This is a genomic window from Paenibacillus sp. FSL M7-0896, assembly GCF_037975415.1.
Lineage (GTDB): Bacteria > Bacillota > Bacilli > Paenibacillales > Paenibacillaceae > Paenibacillus_AQ > Paenibacillus_AQ silagei.
Window position 1 is genome coordinate 6,730,997 of the sequence record NZ_CP150250.1, and the last position, 22,418, is coordinate 6,753,414.

At 48.1% G+C, this 22,418-nt stretch carries 13 protein-coding genes; all 13 read right to left on the reverse strand.

The features are described from left to right. Positions 1–168: 168 nt before the first annotated feature. The gene (locus tag MKY12_RS29165; protein WP_339251847.1) at positions 169–4,206 is read right to left on the reverse strand and encodes an Ig-like domain-containing protein; all 4,038 of its coding nucleotides are present in this window, start codon (positions 4,204–4,206) and stop codon (positions 169–171) included. Positions 4,207–4,395: 189 nt separating this feature from the next. Further along, positions 4,396–5,598: a methionine adenosyltransferase gene (gene metK, locus MKY12_RS29170; protein WP_076084485.1), complete on the reverse strand. Its 1,203-nt coding sequence runs from the start codon at positions 5,596–5,598 to the stop codon at positions 4,396–4,398. Between the two features lie 203 nt (positions 5,599–5,801). Continuing rightward, positions 5,802–6,074: an alpha/beta-type small acid-soluble spore protein gene (locus MKY12_RS29175; RefSeq protein WP_209868427.1), complete on the reverse strand. Its 273-nt coding sequence runs from the start codon at positions 6,072–6,074 to the stop codon at positions 5,802–5,804. A 188-nt stretch (positions 6,075–6,262) separates the two neighbouring features. Beyond that, positions 6,263–6,823 (reverse strand): hypothetical protein, encoded by a 561-nt coding sequence (locus MKY12_RS29180; RefSeq protein ID WP_339251851.1) that lies wholly within the window; start codon positions 6,821–6,823, stop codon positions 6,263–6,265. A gap of 86 nt (positions 6,824–6,909) precedes the next feature. Beyond that, on the reverse strand, positions 6,910–9,732 hold the full coding sequence (locus tag MKY12_RS29185; RefSeq protein WP_339251853.1) for a hypothetical protein: 2,823 nt from the start codon (positions 9,730–9,732) through the stop codon (positions 6,910–6,912). 589 nt (positions 9,733–10,321) lie between these two features. Continuing rightward, positions 10,322–10,663: a hypothetical protein gene (locus MKY12_RS29190; protein WP_036721689.1), complete on the reverse strand. Its 342-nt coding sequence runs from the start codon at positions 10,661–10,663 to the stop codon at positions 10,322–10,324. A 171-nt stretch (positions 10,664–10,834) separates the two neighbouring features. Further along, a complete protein-coding gene (locus MKY12_RS29195) occupies positions 10,835–14,494 on the reverse strand; it encodes an S-layer homology domain-containing protein (protein WP_339251855.1) in 3,660 nt (1,219 codons plus the stop codon). 187 nt (positions 14,495–14,681) lie between these two features. Beyond that, positions 14,682–15,809: an MraY family glycosyltransferase gene (locus tag MKY12_RS29200; RefSeq protein WP_076084500.1), complete on the reverse strand. Its 1,128-nt coding sequence runs from the start codon at positions 15,807–15,809 to the stop codon at positions 14,682–14,684. Between the two features lie 113 nt (positions 15,810–15,922). Continuing rightward, on the reverse strand, positions 15,923–16,681 hold the full coding sequence (locus MKY12_RS29205; protein WP_339251858.1) for a WecB/TagA/CpsF family glycosyltransferase: 759 nt from the start codon (positions 16,679–16,681) through the stop codon (positions 15,923–15,925). Positions 16,682–16,688: 7 nt separating this feature from the next. Continuing rightward, complete coding sequence (csaB, locus tag MKY12_RS29210; RefSeq protein ID WP_339251860.1) at positions 16,689–17,858, reverse strand: polysaccharide pyruvyl transferase CsaB; 1,170 nt, start codon at positions 17,856–17,858, stop codon at positions 16,689–16,691. Next, the gene (locus MKY12_RS29215) at positions 17,831–19,870 is read right to left on the reverse strand and encodes a DUF5693 family protein (protein WP_339251862.1); all 2,040 of its coding nucleotides are present in this window, start codon (positions 19,868–19,870) and stop codon (positions 17,831–17,833) included. Before MKY12_RS29215 ends, csaB begins: the two co-directional genes overlap by 28 nt. Before the next feature lie 147 nt (positions 19,871–20,017). Next, a complete protein-coding gene (locus tag MKY12_RS29220; RefSeq protein ID WP_339251864.1) occupies positions 20,018–21,736 on the reverse strand; it encodes a phospho-sugar mutase in 1,719 nt (572 codons plus the stop codon). 47 nt (positions 21,737–21,783) lie between these two features. Further along, positions 21,784–22,206 carry a 3-hydroxyacyl-ACP dehydratase FabZ gene (gene fabZ, locus MKY12_RS29225; RefSeq protein WP_339251866.1) on the reverse strand — a complete coding sequence of 141 codons (423 nt, stop codon included), beginning with the start codon at positions 22,204–22,206 and terminating at the stop codon, positions 21,784–21,786. Between the last annotated feature and the right edge of the window lie 212 nt (positions 22,207–22,418).

The window sequence follows — 22,418 nt, forward strand, 5'->3', positions numbered from 1 at the left end:
AGACTATACCTTTAATAGACTGAATTCAGCTCGAAAAGTTGCGAAAATTGGAGAGAACTAGCAGGTTTTACCGGATGAGCGGAGTCACGCTGGAGCTGTCCAGGTATGCCAAAAAAGCACCCGGCCCATAGACCGGATGCTCTGCTTAACTATACAATTCCCTTGCTCTTACAAATAGCCTGCTGTCTTCAGCATCCGCTGCAGCATGACCGCAGCCTGCCCTCGGGTAGCATTACCCTGCGGCTGGAATTGCGTGGTGCTGACTCCCTGAATAATCCCCGCCTTGACTGCCTTGGCTACAAATTCGATACTCTGGCTTAGAATCCTCGCCCGGTCCTTGAACGGGCTAAGCGTATCCATTACAGATGCACTTAGCGTTACAGGCTGCCCCGTATACTCAAGCGCCCTCACCATCATAATCGCCATCTGCTCACGGGTAATTTTATCCTCCGCACGGTAGGTCCCGTCCGTATTGCCATTGATGATGCCGGCTTTGGCTGCGGCGCCGATATAATTGCCCGTTTGACTGGATGACTGCACATCTGAGAAGCGCTGCGCTGTCACGCTATCCCCTAGCAGACCTAGCCCTCTGCTTAGCATTACTGCAAACTCACCCCGGGTGATGGCTTGATCCGGCTTGTATTGGCTGCCATAGCTGTTGTCGATGATATTCTTGGCTGCCAGTTCAGCAACAGCCGTGTTACTCCAGTGAGTAGCCATGTCTGCAAAAGAGCGCGTGGAGGAAAATGCTCCAACGATCTGATTTCCGCTGGTCAATGCACGCATTACTTTGTAAGTCCCTTTAGTAATACTAGTTGTAGGCAGATAAGCTGCATCGTAATAGGATTGATCTAGTCGTGCTACAGAAGTCTGCTCACTGCTATTTGAACTTGTTGTCCGGATCATGTACTTCCCTGGTAAGCTAAGCGCAGTCTCATTAGCGTAATTACCTGTCACAGATGCAGCCAGCCGAAGATCAGCCAAAGGGGTTATACTGGTTAGCCCCTGTGTCTGAAGTCTTTGGACGAATGGAGCAAACGCCTCAGAAGGCATTTTCTCTATGCGATAGATAAGAGAAATATTACTGCCGGTTGTATTTAGACTGGCTACGATTCCGTTGAGGTCTATTTTACCGAGATCAACACTATAGATCTGATCCCCATAACGAATACCAAATGACGAAGCCTTGTTGCGGTTGAACGCATCCACGAGTGGCTGTAGAGGTACAGTAACATAGGCTGCCAATTCGGTGGAAGGCACCTCAAACACTAGTGAAGCCGTGCCCTGTGCGTTTAAATACATATAACTGGCTGCCAGCTTATCTGCATTAAGACTGTATCTTTTCACATCCTGACTGTAAATTGAGCGGTCTGCTGCGATTACGGCGGAATCACTCTTCAGTAGCGGGAGCGCGTCTCCAAACTCGCTTGCCTCCAAGGTCCCCAGATAAGCTGGACGGTTCGCATCTGTTGGTACAGCAGCCGCCACACCTCCAGTAAGGTTCTTCACCGGAAGCTGCGAGAACGAAGCGAGTGCATTTCCGTTAAGATCCTTAATGAAGGATGTCCCCGTAGTATAGGATAAGTCAACTGTCTGCCCGCTACCCGCATAATCAGCCAGCATTAGTTTGAGGACGTTGCCTGTTAGGGTATAACTCTGAACCAGGGTAGTGGTACTATTCAATCTGACTGCAAACTGCGAAGTGCTCAGTGCAGAAGAAGTCAGCATACTTTGGACAAAAGTTACCGTCAGCTCATTACCGTTCACTGTTGCGCTGCTGATCTCCGATACGGTGATATCGCTCAGATCAACCGGCTTCAAGTCCACATAAACAGCCCGGTTGCCGTTAAGATCAGTTAAGCCTTTTACACCGGGTACATAGGAGACTGTTACAGTCTGACCTGCTACCATGTTATTTTGAAGTGTTAATGTCACACTGCTTCCACGTACTGCAACATTTGTGACGTAATTCGGGCTACCTCCCACCAGGACCGAGAACTGGCTGTTCATCGGAAGGTTACTGTCAGATAATCCCTCATTGTAATTCATTGTAATTTTCTTTCCTCCGCCCGTCGCATTCTGGAACACCGGCGGCACATTATCCTTACTATTGCGGATGTTAAACTCAGCGAAGTTTGCAATATTCTGCCCCAGAGAGCTAACCAGCGGATACGAACCGGCGTAGTAGGATACCCGGACCGACTCCGAATTGCCCACCTCGGAACCCACTGTTAAATAAAGGGTGTTGCCGCTGGAGCTGATTGAATTCACCCCAAGCGAATATCCATCAGTTGTTACCACAAACTGATCATACGCATAAGGAGAGACCGTTTTGAGCGTATCATTGAAGGTCAGTGTCACTGTTCTGCCAGTAATTCTGCCTTCTTTGGGCGTAGGGAGCGCCGATTCTATAGTATTAGTGATCTGCTGTCCAGAAAAGGTAGGCGCAGCATTCCCGCTCGTATCCTGAATCGTCCGCACGCCGCCGGTATAGCTGATTTTTACATTCTGGCCTACAGCGATACCTGTGCTAATCACTACAAATACACTGTCTCCTTGAATATAGGCACTTTCAATATTCCGGCTTTCCTCATTGACGGTTACCCCGAAGCTGGAAGCCAGCAGAGCCACTGAAGCATTAAGCGTCTCATTATACCTCAGGCGGATCGTCCGGTTGTTCTCTAGCACTGCGCTCGTCAGCGATGGCGGAGTCTTATCTATGGCTACAGTGCGGAAGCTCCAAGACTTGGTACCGCTTAATCCCTCATACTGCACACTGGGGTCTGCGGCATCTGTGAAAGCTCCTTTGGCGATGTCGATATAATAGATCGTATCTGATTCCAGCGCTGCGGACGGCTTAATGATGAATTCTTTAGCAGAGGAGCCTTGCTGAACTGCCGCATTCACTTTAGATCCATTGCTTTTGTACAGAACAACTCCGTTCGCGACTGTGCTATTGTAGACAACTTCCTGGTTGAAATTAACCGCTATTGTTTTGGAGATATCTACCGACTCACTGCGGTCTGCTGGTGATAACGCGGCTACAGACAGACTTGTCAGTGATGCCGTCGTGAACGTCCAGGAGTACGGTCCTGAAGCCGGAAAGATATGACCATCCTGATCATAAAAAGCTCCCTGCGGTATAGTCACTGTATATAGTGTACCGCTCAATAGCGGTGAAGCTGCGGAGGCTGGCAACAGAGTTATTGTCGAGCTTCCCCCACCGGTAACATTCGTTGAATTGACATTCAGCCATCTTGTTCTAGGGTCCCCTGCACCTGGAGAGACCGAGATTACTCCAGAGGCCGGACTCATCGGGCGGTCGAAGTATAGCTTAAGGGCTCCACTAACCGATGCGCCAAAAGATGCATTGGCTGGAGCCGTAGATGCAGAGATAGTACCCGTGCCGACCGTGGAGAAGCTCCAGCCGCTGCCGCTTGCTATCCCCTGATAGGTTGTATTATTAGCATCCTTGAATGCATAAGCGTCGATAAGGACATAATAATTCCCGCCGGATGGAAGCTTATTAGCCAGTGTCAACGTCACCGTTGTCGAGGAATCTGCACTCTGGAATGCTACCCCAGGTTCTCCATCTCTGATCGCAAACTCTTGTATAACCGCGTTATCCGCTGACGAGAGCAGCCTGACGCTGCCTCCTCCGGCTGTAAGGACTCCAGATAAGCGAATACTCAGCTCCGTTAAGCTACCTGCCTCTACTCTGGAATTGATGGCAGGAGACATGCTGCTTGCTGTAATCGCCGGATTTACCTCCGGGGCTGTCGTGAACTTCCAGCTTGTTGCGGCAGATTCATTGCCTGCACTATCCTTAAACAGCCCCTTAGGCACACTTACGCTATAGGTTTTGTAGGGAGCAAATTTAAGGCTGGCGCCTAGCTTGATCTCGTAGCTTGACGAGTTTCCGATTAGTCCTGCACTCCCGACTGCAATTTCCGTAAATACCGTTTCGGCATTTACATCTGTAATGGTGATTTTCCCGGCTTGCGGGATCACCTGGCGGTCAAAGCCAAGCCCCAGCGAAGCCCCGACATTTACAAAAGCAGACCCGTTCGCAGGAGAAATGCTGATTCCGAATTCCGAAGCGGCGTATACCGCTGATGTATGTATACCGATAGCCGGACTGCCCAGACCAAGCAGCAGATTGCCTGCAATGATAATTGCCGTTCCTATTCTTAATTTCTTTCTCATTCTTAAAAAACCCCTTTCAGCCCTTCCAGCACTTCTTGTATTTGTATACTGTTATATTTCGGCTAAAGGGCTTCCAAAGTTTAGAAGATGACGGCTGAGGGCACATCGGCTTGCTCTTTTCACAAAAAAATGCCCACACATCACCCTCTTCATGAGGGCTTCTGTATGGGCATATTTATTCTTAATTTCTTAGATTCCAGACTGGGCCTTTAACAAATCCGCCTTATCCACGCGTTCCCACGGAAGGTCCACATCGGTACGGCCAAAATGTCCATAAGCTGCTGTCTGTCTATAGATAGGCTTACGCAGATCCAGCATCGAGATGATTCCTGCCGGACGAAGATCAAAGTTATCGCTGATCAGTTGAACCAGCTTCTCCTCACTGATCTTGCCCGTTCCATATGTATCCACATTGATCGATACAGGGGTAGCAACACCTATAGCATACGCCAATTGAATCTCGCACTTGTCAGCAAGGCCGGCAGCGACCAGATTCTTCGCTACATAACGAGCCGCATAGGCTGCAGAACGGTCCACTTTGGTCGGATCTTTACCGGAGAAGGCTCCGCCGCCGTGACGGGCATAACCGCCATATGTATCCACAATGATCTTACGACCAGTCAGACCGGCATCTCCTTGAGGACCACCAATAACGAAACGGCCAGTAGGATTTATGAAATATTTAGTGGCTTCATCCAATAGTTCAGCCGGAACAACCGGAAGAATGACATGCTCTTTGATGTCTGCCTGAATTTGCTCAAGGGTAATTTCTTCTGCATGCTGGGTAGATACAACGATAGTATCCACACGCACCGGCTTGTCGCCCTGGTACTCAATCGTAACCTGGGTTTTGCCATCCGGGCGCAGATATTTCAAAGTTCCATCTTTACGGACTTCCGCCAGACGCCGGGCAATCCGGTGAGACAGGGCAATCGGAAGCGGCATAAGCTCAGGTGTCTCATTCGTAGCGAACCCGAACATCAGACCTTGGTCCCCGGCACCAATGTTAGCAGTCTCTTCAGCTAATGACGCAGGGTCCCGATGCTCAAGAGCAGCATTTACACCCTGGGCAATGTCTGCCGATTGCTCGTTCAAGGAGCTAAGGACAGCACAAGTATTATAATCAAAGCCAAACTTCGCGCGGGTATAGCCAATTTCCTTAATAGTATTACGTACGATTGCCGGAATATCCACATATTCAGATTTAGTGCTAATTTCCCCGATGACAAGCACAAGACCTGTTGCTACAGCTACCTCACAAGCTACACGGGCATTAGGATCGTTAGCAAGAAATGCATCTAGTACCGCGTCGGATATCTGATCACAGATTTTATCGGGGTGTCCCTCCGTTACGGACTCAGAAGTAAACAGATGACGCCCTTTGATCGACATATACAACAACCTCCCATATTGTTGATCTGACACTGTATTCAAGGGGGCTCCCTAGTAGATAACAGGCCAAATATAAGTAGTAGAATAATAATGGCCAATGCCTGTTTTATTCAAAAAATGAACCTTTTCCGGATGGAAAAGGTCTACGGCCTTCCTCAAAGGTCATATTATCTTATTTACCGGTGGCTGTCAATTGAAGCCAGTTATGCGAAAAGAGACTGCTCCGCCTGTTTGATCAACCTCTTTGTGATTTCCCCACCAACAGATCCATTATCTCTGGAGCTTAGATGTCCCAGATATGGAGTACCTCCAGAAACACTTGCTCCGCCAATCGTCCCCAGCTCAGAAGCAAATTCCGTATCCATTCCTCCGCCGTACGAAGCTCCATATAATCCGAATTCAGAAGCAATTTCATATTGCATTTGTTTCAGCATTGCCCGGCTCTCTGGTACCACAGTGCGATTTGTACGTGCCATGTTACAGCACCTCCTGCGAATTTTTTTTAAGATTACAGGTGGTATTGTGTACGAATCCCAAAGGCCTGAGTCGGCTTAATGTTTGTCAACTGTGGGAATGAGTTCCGGTGTATATGGAGGTCCAAAATAGGGCAATCTTTATATAGAAAGAAAATGTAAATTGTAGTGTAACTTAAATGGGTTGCAGCTTATTTCAGAGTATATGCTCCACGGACCATAACAACGATTTTCATCGTTTGACCGTCCTGTACAGCAATTCCACGGCCATCCCGGGGGAAAGATAACAGATGATTCGTAGGCGCAGCTACACCATTCGCCAAATCGACACCATCCGTCAAGTCAGCTACTCCATTAGCATCTTGGGAATAAATAACCGCTTTGCCGGCGCGAACAATAAATTCTGCACCCGCCCCGGCAATCAGGGTTTGTCCAGGTTTCACATCAACGATTTCGCTGGCAGTGCCTGTATCACCTGGACCCGTTGCCGGAGCTTTCGTTGGTGATGTGGTTGCAGCCGGTGCATTAGTCGCAGTAGCAGCCGGAGTCTGAGTAGGTGGACTAATTGTTCCACCTTGCAAAGCCTTCTGAATCTGTTGGTCCACATAGCTCTTAGTAACCACCGGGTCCTCTGCCGTGCCTGGCTGTGAACCGACACCGGCACCTTCAGCCGTTAAGTTAAGCATGGAGCCTGCCCACAGGCCACCCGCCAGCAACACTGCTGACATCGTAACTTTCCAAGCGGTCTTCAAAGTTGATTCCTCCTTATGGTGGGATAAATGGCTATAAAAAAAGAATAGCCTCCGAAGAGGCTATTCTTTGCTTCGTTAATCGGAGATTACTTAGCGGAAATTTCAGTGCTATCAGTGAGGATGTTACCATCACCATCTCTAGCAGTTGTTGTTCCAGCAACCTTAACGATGATTCTGTTAACTTCGTTGGAGTTCAGATCCAGCTGAGTATCTACAGCTGCACTTGAATCAACAATTTTCTTGGAGAAAGTAACAGACCATTTGCCTTTGTCAGATCCGTTAACAATCTTAGTTACTGTGTAGTAATCTTGATTGATAACGTTGGCAGCAGCAACATCATTATTGATATAGAATTGCAGATCTTGTTTGTTCAGAACTGTAACTTCTTTAGAGAATCCAAGGATCAGCTCATAAGAGTTGCCGCTGGACACTACTGCCGAAGTAAGGAGCGGACTAGTTCTGCTAGTCAATTTACCAGGTTTGCTAGCTGCTACAATCGGGTTACCAGAAGTATCAGTAACACCATTAACGATGAACTTGTAGTCAGTTTTTGTTTCAGTGATAGAAGAACTTGGGATATGAATTGTTGCACGAGCAAATTTCGGACTGGAAGAGCTGCTTGTCACAACCCCACCTTCTGTGAGAGTCTGAATAGTTACATAGCTACCTGAAGGAAGAGCCTTGTCATCCAGAGTATAGCTGTTAACATCCATCACAGAAGCAACATTCAAGCCGCTTGCATCTTTGATGTCGACAGTGATAGTAGCATCACCATAAACATTGCTTGTTGCGGATACTTTTTGACTGTCATTGAATTGAATTCCGTTATTAAACAATACTGGAGATTCGCTATCAGTAGCAGCAGAACCAATAGTCACTGTAAGCACAGTTGCCGCAAGTTTATTAGCAGAGAAGGATTTATCCTTGAAGAGTCCTTCTGGCAGGCGTACAGTGTATTCACCAGCTTCTACATTAACACCAGTCAAGATAAACGTTTTGCCGCTACCGCTTGTAGTGTTAGCAATCGAAGTAGATTGACCAGTTTTGTTGTTGATCAGCACTACAGAACCAACGCCACTATTCACAACATCTTCTGAGAATGTCAATCTAATACCTTTAACAGAGCCAGAAGTAGTATAAGTGATACCAGTAACAGTTGGAGCAACAGTATCCTTAGTGAATGTGATTGCTTGACTCGAAGCAGTTCCCAGAGTATTACCCAATGTATCCTTAACTGTCGCTCCAAACACTACGCTACCAGTGAAAGTACCGGTGGATGGGAAGCTAGTCAATGGGCTCTGCAGAGTGAACTTTTTGCCATTTTCAGTGGTAATTACGCTGAAGGTACCTTGGCTTTCACCAACGGCATTCAGGAGACGTACATTACCAACCAAAGACGCACGGTCAACATTCTTATCAAACTCAACTTCAACGAACTTATCACTTACAGGAGTTACGCTCTTGATCACAGGAGCAGCAACATCGGAAACGACAGTTACAGTTGTTTTAATTGGGTTTGGAGTAGCAACATTACCTGCAAAGTCAGTTACATTAAGCAGGGATACGTCATAAGATTTACCACTTTCCAATGTTACTCCGCTCAGTTTGAATTCAGTGTAAGTATCATTCTGAACAGTAGTGGAAGCAGCAGAACCATTTACGTAAGCTACGATACCAGTAGTTTTAACCGGTTCGCTGAAGGTTACATAAACATCTTTAGTAGTCTGTTTAGCGGAAGAAGTAATTGAAGCTACAGTTGGTGCAACTGTATCAGCTACAGGCAGCAAACTTGTGAATGCTGGGATAGCTTCACCAGCTGTAGTTTTAACAGCATCGCTTACTACAACTGTGTAGTTACCTTTAAGTGCTTTAACACCAGGAAGAGTAATAGTAGCTTCTGTGTTATCAGCGCTCAAAGTTACATATGCATTAGCAACTTCATCAGTTTCGCTTCCAACCTTAGTAACCTTTACAACACCATCGATAACTTTGCTGGATTCAGCCAGTGTATCAATATCGATAGCACGGTTGAATTTAATCACAACTTGCTTAGCGTTTGGTGCTGTAGCAGAAACTACCTTAGGAGCCTGCAGAGTTACTTTTGCAGTGTAGTCCTTTTCAAGGTGTTTGAAGTTGATTGTTGTTTCAACGCCTGCTACCAGAGCAGTTGTCAATTCAACGTTTGCAGTTGTCTTGTCAGAGAAAGTTACAACTACTTTGGTTGGGCTTAATGCTTCAGCAGTAGTTACAGTCAATGTAGGAACTTTACCGATTTGGTCAGCATAGTAAGCTGTTTCAACTACCAAAGAACGAAGAGCGTTAGCTTTGAAGTTGGCAGTTTTCTCTACCAGACCAGCGTTGATAACTGCTTGCGCATAGCCCTTAGCCCATACAGATGCACTGTTATCAGTTGTAGTTGGTTGTTCCAGCTTAAGAGCGATAGCCAATACTTTAGCTACTTCTTCAACTGTTACTTTACCGTTGTAGTTGAAGATACCTTTAACAGTATCTTGACCCTGCATCAATCCTGCTGCAGTAACTGCTTCGATGTAAGGAACAGCCCAGTTTTTAGCGTTGTAACCTTTATCGTTGTAAGACAACTTGCCAGTTACTTCAGTAAGACCGAACAATTTAGTAACGATCTTAGCGAATTCTCCGCGAGTCAAATCTTTATCAAGATGAGCCTTACCATCAGGGAACCCATTAACAACACCCTTTGCTGCTAAAGCATCAAATGCTTGTTGTGGAGTTACCTTTGCTGTTTCACCAAATGCTACAGAGGCAAACATCGAGAATGCCATTGCTGTAGATAATGCTACGGATAAAATTTTCTTCATAACCTTTTTTTCTCCTCCTTGGACATTCATAAACTGGGATTTTTCTTTAGTTGTGTAGCTCATATCACTCATTTGTCGAGCACCCCCTTTCCCGAGTTGAGCAGATTAAGTATAAATAATGTCTGTGACGGGTATCACAGAAACTTGTAAACAGCTTCAAGGCATAGTAATACTAGATTCCTAATTCTACCTAAGTATTATACAATGTGCCTCTAGTCACGTAAAGCTAATTTTTCCATTTAGCAATGAACAGTGCCTTGAGGGCATTCCGCAATTGCCTTGTGCAAGTGACTCTACACCTTAAACGCAATAGTTTCAAAAAAGTTGCGCTTTGGTTAAAAAAACTTTTTCTGCCCTGCTGTATCCCTGCCCCGATACTCTAGAAGATACAATATGTATGTTCTACTAACTATTGTTAATGTTGGGTGGCTACGGGAATCAGTATAGCATAGAGGCATTCCAAACGTCATTAAACAATATTTGCTAAGTTCATAAACAAATATTGTATACTAAATGTGATTTTTTTGTTGACCAACATTCGAGCTAATAAGTATATACCCACATTGCAGCAGGGTTAACACGTTCCCGGATAATGATTGACATAAAGAAAGGCTACTGAGATCAACTCAGCAGCCTTACCTTCAACTCAGTATATCCAGGGCTATCGAATCTTCATCGATAGCTGTATTAACTCCTGGCGCTTCTCAGGGCTTGCATTTACATTCTCATACATGGCATCAATCGCTGCGCGGTTCTCACGGTAGGTCTTCTCATGCTTGATGGTGCTATGGGACCAATCGATCAAAGCATTCTCAGCAATAACAAGTTCATTATAAGCATCATGGAAGCCAGTTGCTTGAACAAGCTCTTCCATTACTTCCTGAGTGATCTCCTGCAGTGCCCGCTTCGCTGCAATTTCCTTTTCCATAACCTTTGCTCTATTCTCAAACATATTCTTTGCTTTCGTGTAATCCAATTGTGCTTTTGATAAAATCGGTTTCATCGATAGCTTTCTCCTTCTTGCATTAAATGTTTGTGCTTACAGCTTCTTAGGTCATTGTAACGCAAAGTAACACACAATTCAAAGATTTGTATATGGAAATTGTAAAAGATAAGCCTCTTTCCCGTAAACAGGGAGTCAGAGGCTTATTTTTACTTCATATATATATTTTTTTTACAACCTCTTCATCTTAGCCATAATACGCTGTGCCATTACTGCTGCATCCGCCCTCGTAAAGTTGGCTTGCGGATCGAAACGGAATGTTGCCTTCTTTTGTCCAGCCACCAGCTTGTTTTCAATTCCAGAAATTACACCGGCTTTGTAGGCTGCAAGGATAGAAGGAGCTGAGTATACCGACACAATTGATCCCGTATCCGTAAACAGCTTCTGCAGGGCCGCCAGATCGGTGGCATTGTTTCCAAGCTTCAAGCTCATTGCACGAGCGATCATCACCGCTGCATCCTCTCTGGATAAGGTGCGGTTAGGAGAGAAAATTCTCGGTGCTGTTCCGCGGATAATCCCTTTGCGGACCGCTGTTTCTATATAACGATAATCCCAGTGATAATCACTGTATTTAACCACATCTGAGAAAGTCAGATTGTTTGGCTCGTAATCAAGCTGAATACCCATAATCTTAACGAGCATGGTAGCAAATTCCCCACGCGTAACATTCTCATACACGCCAAACTCATTAGCATCCTTCGCATTCATAATCCCTCTGGATAAAATAGTCTCCAGCTCGCTGCGCGCATAGGTGTGGGAGACAATATCATCATAACTGTAGCGTAAGCTCATTACAGTGTAATAACCAAAGCCGTCGAAGGTGGCCGTAATCGTCTTGCTCCCTGTGTTGACCACACCGCCCATGTTATACCAGGTGCCGTCAACATTCTTCCAAACAGAGATATTAGAGGTTGCGGCATTAACGATTGTCGGATCATATTTCAGTGTAATCTTCCCTTGCTGTGTAGGCTCCATCCATCTGCCCATATGTCCGAGGAAGGATTCGTTCCCCTTCTTATATGGATGAGAAGCAACTACAGTTGAATAATCATTAATGGACGTCGCGGAAACAAAGTATCCCGGGTCAATCCAATACAAGTTCGAAGCATATCCGTAATGAAGTTTTGGGGTCATATAAGCAGTAGCCAAGCCGCTGGCAGGAACCTCAACCAGCTTGCCGTCCTGATAACTCGTTCCATCATATTCACCTACCGGATTATACTGCTTCACGGTACGTCCATCTTGCTTATCAGCAATACCAAGCAGGATATATTGTTCATTGAACAGATTGATCTGCCGGGTATTACTTGACCCTGGTGTCGGCGTTGCATCCCGCAGCATTGTTCCTTTTGGGAAAACGAGACTAACTGCATTCTGGAAGGCTGTCAGCTTGCCAGATGAGTTAAGAGTCGTTTTTAGCTGTGCTCCTTGCAGGATCTCATCTGAGTAGGTTACATCAAACGTTCCGTTCGATTTCGTCGTGCCTGTCGTGACGGTGAACTTAACCGTGTTTTTTCCTTTTTTCAGACCTTTCAATTCGAGACGGAAGATGTCCTTCGCCCCTTTAATCATCGGTTCTTTACCAATTACAATGCTTGTAGCCCCTTCAGCCTGAATACTCACATCAATAAAGTTCTGTTTGATGATGCTTTCATTCGGAAGCTTTGGTGACAAAATTCTATAAGGAGGAACCTCACGGGTAATTTGCAAAGTCTGCGTGATTGCCACTGTTCCTACTCTGGCTGTAATGACAAAGGTCTGCAGCCCGGTCGTAGGTAGCTCTTGAGCTTTAATCACGAATTCTCCGTCCTTGTTAGCAGGTGTCGTGAGATAACTTGAAGCTGTGCTCCATACACCTGCACTAGTCCCGGAAGGTCCACTATAATCTGCAACAGCATATTGCTTACCGTCTTTCATTATGACAACCTGAGTGGCGTTATTCACTACAAAGTGAATATCCGCCGCAGATTCGTTTGTCGTGTAATTAAGATTTGAATTCTTAATAAACACCCCATTCGGATCCGAGATCTGACCTACTGGATAAGGAACGACGCCATCAATATTTGGTGTATTATTCGGAAATAGATACACAGTGAGGTTCGTCGAGACAGGAACTCCATTTGCGATACCCGCAATCGTAATTTTGTTTGGTCCGGCCACCAGAGAGATACCAGAAGTATCTACGCTGAACTCTTGAGGAGAAGTACTGTCGAGAGTTGGTTTAATCGAAGTTCCATTAATAGTTGCCTTGACAGAGCTAAGATCACCTGCCGGGAAATTTACAAACCGCCCCTTGATGGATGTGAATTCACCTTCATATTTAAACACCTGATTGTTATAAATATTCGTAAGCTCAATAAATGGAGCAGACACATAATTAACTGGGAGCACCTTAGTATCAATGACAGGACTGTTGGCAGAGTTGTCCTTCTTCAAGTCAATCTGCAATGTCTGCTCGCCAGTTGGCAGTCCATTAATCTTGAACACTCTGTAGCCGTCTGCCGTCTTCATAGAGTTTGTATCTGTGACAAACAGACCATCTGATACCTTTTTACCATTCTGATATGAGCTAATGACCAGATTTCCTGGAGCACTTGTAGTTTCGCTTGTCTTGATCATTAACCACAAAGGCAACTCAAACAAATTGGAATTGCCGGTAAACACGCCGGATGAGGAATAACTAACAGAACTCCCACTCGCCTTTGCGCTGTATAACTGTTCAACCCCTGTAATAGAAGGGTCATTGGCATCCCGGTAGGTGAATTGCAATGGATTTATGCCCATACCGTTATACGTACCATTGGTAGTTGTAAAGGTGATAGTGTACAAGCCATTGGCAGAGAGTGTTACATCAGCTGTAGTAGTATAATGGAACGTTATATATTCCCCGTTTTTAACCGTAGAATCAATTGTGGTAGCACCGCTAGCTAGTACATCGCTGCCCGTAGTCGTATTACGAACAGTGACGGTCATATTCGACAGCGGCGGTTTGCTGGTATCATCGGATACACGATAGGTAATCGAACCGGAAAGCTTACCCTTAATTTGGGTATCTGAGCCTGCATTTGTTACGATATTCCCCTCATCTATCTTGTAAGATCCGATCTTCGTCTGGTTCGGAGTCCCCTTATCAATAGGCGCATATACCACTTCACGCGTAACCGCATAAGTACGCGTACCTGAATCTGTGGTTGCAACGAAGGTCAGCTTATTAAGACCCGCAGTTAACGGTATGTCAGCAATAACGAAAGTACTGCTACCACCGTTAAACATTTTGGAATTATTAACCATAACTTCTGTGGCATTCGGAGCTTCCAGAGTCAAAGTTAATCCTGCTGTATTAACCATTGTAGGTGTATTCTCACTTAGCAATGTACCATCCGGTAAAGCAATATTATAAATGGCAGGAACGTTGGAGAAATTAACATAGGCTTCCCCACTGGCTAAGCTTCCTGTAGCCGTGGTACCGTAAACTGTGATCCGGTTGAGGCCTTGGCTCAGCTTCACACTAGGAAAACGGAAAAATTTCTCGTTCTCAATAATCGGCTTAACATCGGCACCACTTGCTCCAGGTACTACATTCCCGTTGACAATTCCGTCTACTTGATAGTAGATGCTGTCAGCAGACACTCCATTAAACGTACCTTCTACGTCAACGGTACTGGTATTCACTGAAGTTGGAGCACCCTTATCTGTACTGAACTTGGTAAACTGAAAGTATTGTCCTGTTGCAGGGTCCGCTGCATAAACAGCACCCGCTGAGGAAAGTGTGGATATCATCATCACTATCGCTAAGAACATTCCGCCTATCGCCTTCAAACTTTTCTTCACGTAAGAAACCTCCTACTGCTTTTTGGTTTATTGTCGGCCTGTGCAGCATTCCGCGTCTTAACCAACTCTATATTTTTATCGGACAGATATTGACTAATAATTAGCAAAAAAATAAAAAACCTTACTCCACTGGAGTAAGGTTAGGTGCTCACTGCGATTTGTATTTTATAAATTGCTAATCATGAATCTAGGATTTGGAGCTTCGTTCAGGATCAACCTTCATCCGCATTCTCAAAAACAAATCAATCACCGGGCGCTTGGTCTTGCTGATGACGCCGGTGATCTCTGCGCCGATCTGCAGGAAGAAGAGCATGACGCAGATGACTACGAAGGTAACCCAGTTGGCTTCGTAGAGCGAAGCGGAGGTCTGGATGACTGCCAGGATACCGAAGAATGCGGCAATGCCGTAGATGATCAGTACCGTCTGGCGGTGGCTGAAGCCGAGCTCGCGCAGACAGTGATGGAGATGGCCTTTGTCCGGAGCGAAGATCGGCTTCTTCTGCAGCTTGCGCCGGACGATGGCGAAGAACGTATCAGATAACGGAACTCCGATAATCAGGAGTGGTGTGATGAATGAAACCACCGCAATCTGTTTGAAGCCGAGGAGTGCAAGCAGTGCCAGGCAGAAGCCCAGGAACAGCGAGCCCGTATCTCCCATGAAGATTTTGGCGGGATGGAAGTTGAAGAACAGGAATCCCAGTATGCTGCCCAGAAGCAGCAGACAGAGCAGGGCAACCATGGTGTTCCCCATCAGGAAAGCCATGACAGCAATCGTAGCAATGGCAATACCGGATACGCCTGCTGCAAGCCCGTCCAGCCCATCGATCAGGTTCACGGCGTTCGTGACGCCGACAATCCAGAAGATCGTCAGAGGGATGGCAATCCAGCTCTCTAAGGAAGAATAGCTATTATGAAAAGGAATATTTACGAAATCTACCGTGATGCCAAACCCGAAAACTACAATACAGGCAGCAGCAATCTGGCCCAGCAGCTTCACTTTGGCTGATAGCTCAAAACGGTCATCCAGACCGCCGATCAACACAATCAGTCCTCCGCCGCATAGCAGCGCTTTAATGAAATTAGCCTCCCGGGGAGTGAAGTCATACGGAATAATCGGTAATACGGCAAGCAGGCCTAACACAAACGCCAGAAATATGCCGAGTCCGCCAAGGCGGGGCATGATCTTCGTATGCACTTTCCGGGCATTTGGCACATCTGTCGCACCGATCTTAATGGCGAATTTCTTCACGAACGGCGTCAAAAGCAGTGCAAGCCCCATGCACACAACGAATCCGGCGATGTATATGATTAACATGTGAAAAGTCGACCTCCATTTCTCTACCGCATTGAATTATACGCTGAACCAAAAACAAATTCCAATACTGTTTTTAGGCGATACCACGGATTTTTTCAGTAAATTTCCTCATTTTACTGGTCTTTTGTCACTTTATCTTTCTCTCGTACCACTTTTACTGCGAATTTCGGCAGCGCAAGCATTCTTTTGTAACGTGTGGGTTCCTTGAGCAGCCGGTATAACCATTCTGCCCTTAATTTCTGGAAGGCCACAGGTGCACGGCGGCTCTTGCCGGAGATCACATCAAAGCTCCCGCCGACACCCATCATCACCGGGATCTGCAGCCGGGCTTTGTATTTGGCGATCCATGGCTCCTGGCTGTCCGCCCCTCTGGCAACAAAGAGCAAGTCAGGCTTCGCTTCAAGGATTCCGCCCACAATGTGTTCATCCTCTGCCGGACCAAAATACCCGTCATGATATCCTGCGATGACAATACCGGGATATCTTGTTTGTAACCGGGAAGCCGTCTCGCGAATCACCTCAGGGGTTGAACCGAGCAAATATACTCTCCAGTTATAGCTTTCGCCTTGGTGCAATAATTCATGTAAAAGATCAAAGCCCGCTACACGCTCAGCTACAGGCTCCTGACAATACTCCGCGGCCCAGACCACTCCAGTTCCGTCAGGGACAACCAGCTCAGCTGATTTCATAATCTCCATATAAGACGGATTCTCCAGCGCCGCCATGACCATAATCGGATTGGCAGTAATTACCTGATGAGGCTCACGCTTATGAACCGCCTCTGTCAGATAAGAAACGGTGGTCTTCATATCCGCCTTGGATACTCTTATGCCAAAAATGGGTACTGTCGGTAATGCGCTATCTGCTTTCACTTGTCACTCATCCTTTACGGCCGAAATATTGGACAATTCGCCGGGCCGGTGCCTCTGCCTCTTGGGTGAGCGCGGCAATCAGCGGCTCCCGCTCCTGCTTCCAGCGCTCCCCTGAGCGCAGCAGTTCCAGAAGCCCGGCAGCTACCTTGTCTGCCTCCAGTGTATCTGTCTTGCCTACCGGCTGACAATCCACCCGCTCAAGAAAATGATCAATCTTCGGATCATAAGAGACGCCCATCAGCGGAACATGCTGTCCCGCAGCATAGATAAGGCTGTGCAGCCGCATACCTATAAGCGCCTGGCACTGGCTTACCTCCCGCAGCATCTGCAGCGGATGAAGCGCATCCTCACGGATCGTTACCGATCCCCCATTGTCTTCTATACTCCGGCCCAGCTTCTGCATTACATAACGGGAAGCCTCATTGTCCGCAGAATGATGGAAAGGCAGAAAGCGTATATGGAGCGGCTGCTCCGCAGAAGCCTTCACCAGGCCTTCAGCCAACGCGTCCAGCTCCTTACGGGACTGCTCCCAGAAGCGGACAGAGACACCTACAGTAGCGGGCACAATTTGCAGCCCGGAGCTATGTGTATGCCCAGCTACCGGATCTGCTCCTGTATGTTGTTCCGGCTGCATATCCTCAGGCAACTCCAGACCCATAACCGGGTCAGGTACAACCTCTATCCCGTCAGTGCTAAGCCCCATAGACTGAAGCAGCAGGCGGGACTGTTCATCCCGCACAGAGATATAGGCACATTTCCGGAAAACCGATTTGATCAGCGGATGAAACAGCTTGCGGTTCACCGGGCCGATCCCCTGGGAATAGATAAATATCGGCTTCCCCATCCACTGGGCCAGCTTGATGATGCCCAGGTAATACGGAATGGTCTTGCTGCTTGTAACATCCTGAAGCAGGCTGCCGCCGCCGCTGATCAGACCTGCACTCTCCGATATGGCTCTCCGCACCTCTCCCAGCTTCATGCGGTGTACGGATTCCACCCCATACGTAGCAGCCGTCCAACCCGGATCAATGGATAAGACCACAGGCTCCAGCGTTATTCCAGCGGCCTGAGACTGCTTGCGCAGAGCATTCAGAATTGACTGCAGAACGGCTTCGTCTCCGCTGTTGCGGAAGCCGTAGAAGCCGGAGATTACAATTTTTTGAGGAGTGGTGACCATCGTTTCCAACATCCTTCCGCAATCTGCCATACCCCAACAGCGATAATACCGATGATCAGGCCGAGTCCAAGACCCAGGAGTCCGCGGATCAGCGAGATCAGCACAGGTGAATGAATATGGGCAAAGGTATCCACCATAGACAACTGCCCAATGACTGCAATAATCATGATGAAGGCTGCACTCCTGTATTTATAGGCCAAGAATGCTCCGAGGATAAAGAGCGGATGCGCCAGCAGGAATTCCTTGTTACGCGGTCTTACCCCGACGGTATTCTCCAGGAAGACACGAAGGATTTTCTCCGGTGCACTTACACTTCCGGCATTCCCGGTCCGGCTCAGATAATACATTCCCACGATACCGATTACACCAGCCGCAATGACCATAGCGAGTGTAATCGGCGTCCGCAGCAGTTTACCTGTCTTGTTAAAGGCAAACTCTCCACGGTACAGAAGCACATAGATTGCGGTAAGCCCGATCGGGGCCAAATGTAGCAGACTTACCCCGCGGAACTGTTCCAGTACCAGGGCATAGGTAATATTATTCAGCAGCGCAATGACGAAAGGCACCGCACTGAAGGTGATTAACGCAGTTTTGACATACAGGACGAGACTATGGGTCAGACGGCGGCGCGGGCTCATTACTGCAAAGGTTAACGGATTAGCGCGTAACGGCGGGCCCATCTCATTAATTTTGCGGATAGCCAGCACTATAGCCAGTGTAGGCGCACTTATAGCAACGGCAAGCGCAAGCGCCTGTTCAAATAATGTCGGCTTCAGCACCAGCAGTCCTGCACTTCCAACCAGTCCAAGCACCCATACAGGCAGAGTAAGCCAAGGGATGAAGTAGGAGAACAGCAGCGCAACCATAGCCACCGCTCCGATTACCGCAATCAGCTTGAAGTAACGCTGGAAGGAGGAATCGCTCACATCAAAGGCTGTAGCCTGTCCAATGTTGAAGCCGTTCGCTTCAATTTTGGCCACCGCACCCTCAGGTCCGCTGAGACTCTCAATCAGGTTATCCATCGTATCTGTAATGGCAGCCTTCTTGGTGTCTCTGGAGGGAATCGTATTCAGATAGATCATGCGGATATTGCGGTCTTTGGTGCCCAGCGCGAACCGGTCTGCAATCACTTCAGTCTTCAGGCTGGAATCCGCCTCGCTGAGTGAATACAGGCGCGTCACGTTGTAATCCAGCATATAGGCCAGCTTGGAGAAGCCCTTCTGCTGAACCTTAATATTCTCGATTGCCGCAATTCCCATCCCGTGCTGCTTCAGGAGATTGGCGAAGACGGTCAGACTGCCCGTATCCGCATCATCGGAGTACCCTTTGACAGACTCTCCTTCAAAAAGAATCCGCTTGACGCCAAGCTCGGCGTAACGGTCCAGCAGCTTCTTCACGGCATCCTGATTGTATGCCAGAGAGTCTACAAGCCGGGGCACAATGTTGAAGCCCTTCCCGTGCAGCATTTCCAGTGTAATCGGGTCCGGCTGCAGCGGCTTGAGTGTTGCATCCTCCAGCGGTGTCTGGATGATCAGCCCCTGCTGGCCGCGGTAGTTCCATTCTTCCGTCCGGATGTCCAGTCTGCTGAAGGCATCGCGGATAACCGGTGAGAGCATTTCACTGTTCTTCGCACTGGTAAAGAGGACATATGTATAGTTCTCATTCTCCGGAATCACAGTATCGGTAAGATTGGCGATATCAGACGCTCCCCAGATCATCAGGCGGCGCGCCTTGCGGAAATCCTCCAATGTATTTTCATAGATAGCCATACTCTGAACACCGGCTGCCTTCAGCCGGTCTAACTGCTCGTTGATATAATCCTGCGGGTTCTCCCGGTAGCTCGCAACCTCAACCAGATCGCGGTAATCAAAGACAAACTCAACCGATTTGGAAGACTTCTCTGTCTGTAGACGGTCGTATACGACCGGAAGTGCACCGATCAGCCCTATCACCATAATGATCCATAACCACTTGCGTGATGCTATATTCCAGCGTTGCCATTTCTGCTGCACCAAAGTACCTCCTCTTTCACTTTAAAGCTGATTGCCTTACATCACAGCTGCCGACCCGACCCTCTTGCCACCGGCAAATTTAAGCGGAAACGGAGGTCTGTCCATCTGGAGCAGCTCCGTTTCCGCAGGGAAGTTATCTATTGCTTATTATTTCCCGTCTACCCGTGCCATAACCTGACTGGTCAATTCCGCAACCTTGTGCTTGGCGTTGTCCAAGGATTCACCCACCACGGCAAAATACACTTTGATCTTCGGTTCCGTGCCGGACGGGCGCAGGCAGAACCACGAGCCGTCCGACAGCAGATATTTCAGCACGTTCTCTTTAGGCAGACCGTCAAGCCCCAGGGAATAGTCCAGCACCTGCGTTACGGATGCCCCCGCGATTTTGTGCGGCGGGCTGGTCCGCCAGTCATTCATGATCCCCTGAATCTGGGCCACTCCGTCCTTGCCCTTCAGCGTGCGGGATTCCAGGCTCTCCAGGAAGTATCCGAACTGTGCATACAGCTCTTGCAGCACATCGTACAGGGTCTTGCCCTGGGCCTTGTAATAGGCACCCGCTTCAGCGATCAGCATTGCAGCAAGGACTGCATCCTTGTCACGGGCATAGTTACCGGCCAGATAGCCGTAGCTTTCTTCATATCCGAACAGATACGTATACTCGCCGGACTGCTCGAACTGGTTCATCTTCTCCCCGATATATTTGAATCCGGTCAGGGTGTTGAACACCGTAGCGCCATAATGGCTGGCTACAGCAGCACCCATCTCACTGGTTACAATGGTCTTGACTACAGCGCCGTTAGCCGGCAGCTTCCCTTGTTCCTGTAAACGGCTCAGGAAATAATGAATCATGAGCGCGCCGGACTGATTCCCGGACAGCACTACAAATTTGCCTTCGTTGTCACGAACCACGGCACCCATACGGTCAGCATCCGGATCTGTACCGATCAGCAGATCCGCATTCAGCTCTTCGCCCAGCTTCATCGCCAGGGTGAAGGCTTCACGTTCCTCCGGATTCGGAGATTTCACGGTAGAGAATTCGGAATCCGGCTGTTCCTGTTCAGGAACTACATGTACCTGAGTGAAGCCGATCTTCTCCAGTACACGGCGGACCGGAAGATTGCCTGTCCCGTGCAGCGGCGTATAGACAATGGAGAAGTCACGGCCCAGCGAAGAGGCAATCTCTTCACGGCTGACACTTACCGCAGCAACCGTATCCGTAAATGCCTCGTCCGCTTCGGCCCCCAGCCAGTGCAGCAGGCCTGCGCTCTCTGCAGCCTCCTGAGACATGCGCTTCACTCCGTTGAAGGAGTCCACATTCAAAATATTAGCAATAACCTTCTCCGCTTCATGCGGCACCAGCTGTCCGCCCTGGGCATTGTAGACCTTGTATCCGTTATATTCAGGGGGATTGTGGCTGGCAGTGATTACAATGCCTCCAGACGCCTTCAAATGACGGACGGTAAAGGATAACTGCGGCGTAGAACGCAGGGAAGAGAACAGGTGGGTCTCAATTCCGTTGCCGGCGAGTACAAGCGCAGCCTCCAGCGTGAATTCCGGCGAGAAGCGCCGGGAATCGTGGGCGATAACCACCGAGGGTCTGCCTTCTCCCGTATGCTGTCCCAGAATGTAATCAGCGAAGCCCTGAGTAGCCCGGCCGACTGTATAACGGTTCATCCGGTTACTGCCTGCTCCGATGACTCCGCGCAAACCGCCTGTACCAAATTCAAGATCTCTATAGAATCGCTCTTCCAGTTCCTTAGGTTCACCGGCAAGGGCCTTCAGCTCTTCTTTGGTGTTCTCGTCGACAGAAGGGTCCTGCAGCCAGCGTGTCAGGGTCTCCTGCGCCTTCGGGCTTAATCCAGTCATGTCAATCTCTCCTTCTCCATCTATAATATATAAGTTTATAACAGGAACTAGCTGAGTGCGAACATAATCTCGCCGGACGCTACCGTCTTGCCGTCCACCTTGGCAGTGGCTTGTCCTTTACCGATACTGCCTTTAAGCCGGGTAATCTCTACCTCAAGCACAAGGGTATCGCCGGGAACAACCTGTCCGCGGAAGCGGAAGCCGTCAAGCCCGGCCAGAAAACCGATTTTGCCCCGGTTAGCTTCTACGCCAAGAATAGCCACAGCGCCCACCTGAGCCAAGGCTTCCGTAATCAGCACACCCGGCATCACCGGGAAGCCAGGGAAGTGTCCGGCGAAAAACGGCTCGTTCACTGTAACATTCTTGATGCCTACCGCACGTTTGCCCATTTCTATTTCAGTAATTCTGTCCACCAGCAGAAATGGGGGCCGGTGGGGGATTATTTCTTGAATCTCATTGGTATTCATCATGATTATAAAGCTCCCTTCGGTTATAACCGCGTCTATGAACCTCCGCCTACAGCAGCACTTTTGTTTTATTCTCCGCCGTCTCTGCATAAATATGGACAGCTTCGGCAAAAACTATAATTATCCTTCACCACCTGCAGCAGTGGAGGTTAAGATAAGGGGCTTTCTCCACCGCACGCGGCAGCATGGCGGAGAGGGCCCTTTTTGGCGCTCTT

Coding starts and splice junctions, on each gene's coding strand:
- MKY12_RS29165 (WP_339251847.1), bottom strand. CDS start 4,206: ATGAGAAAGAAATTAAGAATAGGAACGGCAATTATCATTGCAGGCAAT.
- metK (WP_076084485.1), bottom strand. CDS start 5,598: ATGTCGATCAAAGGGCGTCATCTGTTTACTTCTGAGTCCGTAACGGAG.
- MKY12_RS29175 (WP_209868427.1), bottom strand. CDS start 6,074: ATGGCACGTACAAATCGCACTGTGGTACCAGAGAGCCGGGCAATGCTG.
- MKY12_RS29185 (WP_339251853.1), bottom strand. CDS start 9,732: ATGAGTGATATGAGCTACACAACTAAAGAAAAATCCCAGTTTATGAAT.
- MKY12_RS29190 (WP_036721689.1), bottom strand. CDS start 10,663: ATGAAACCGATTTTATCAAAAGCACAATTGGATTACACGAAAGCAAAG.
- MKY12_RS29200 (WP_076084500.1), bottom strand. CDS start 15,809: ATGTTAATCATATACATCGCCGGATTCGTTGTGTGCATGGGGCTTGCA.
- csaB (WP_339251860.1), bottom strand. CDS start 17,858: ATGGTCACCACTCCTCAAAAAATTGTAATCTCCGGCTTCTACGGCTTC.
- MKY12_RS29220 (WP_339251864.1), bottom strand. CDS start 21,736: ATGACTGGATTAAGCCCGAAGGCGCAGGAGACCCTGACACGCTGGCTG.
- fabZ (WP_339251866.1), bottom strand. CDS start 22,206: ATGATGAATACCAATGAGATTCAAGAAATAATCCCCCACCGGCCCCCA.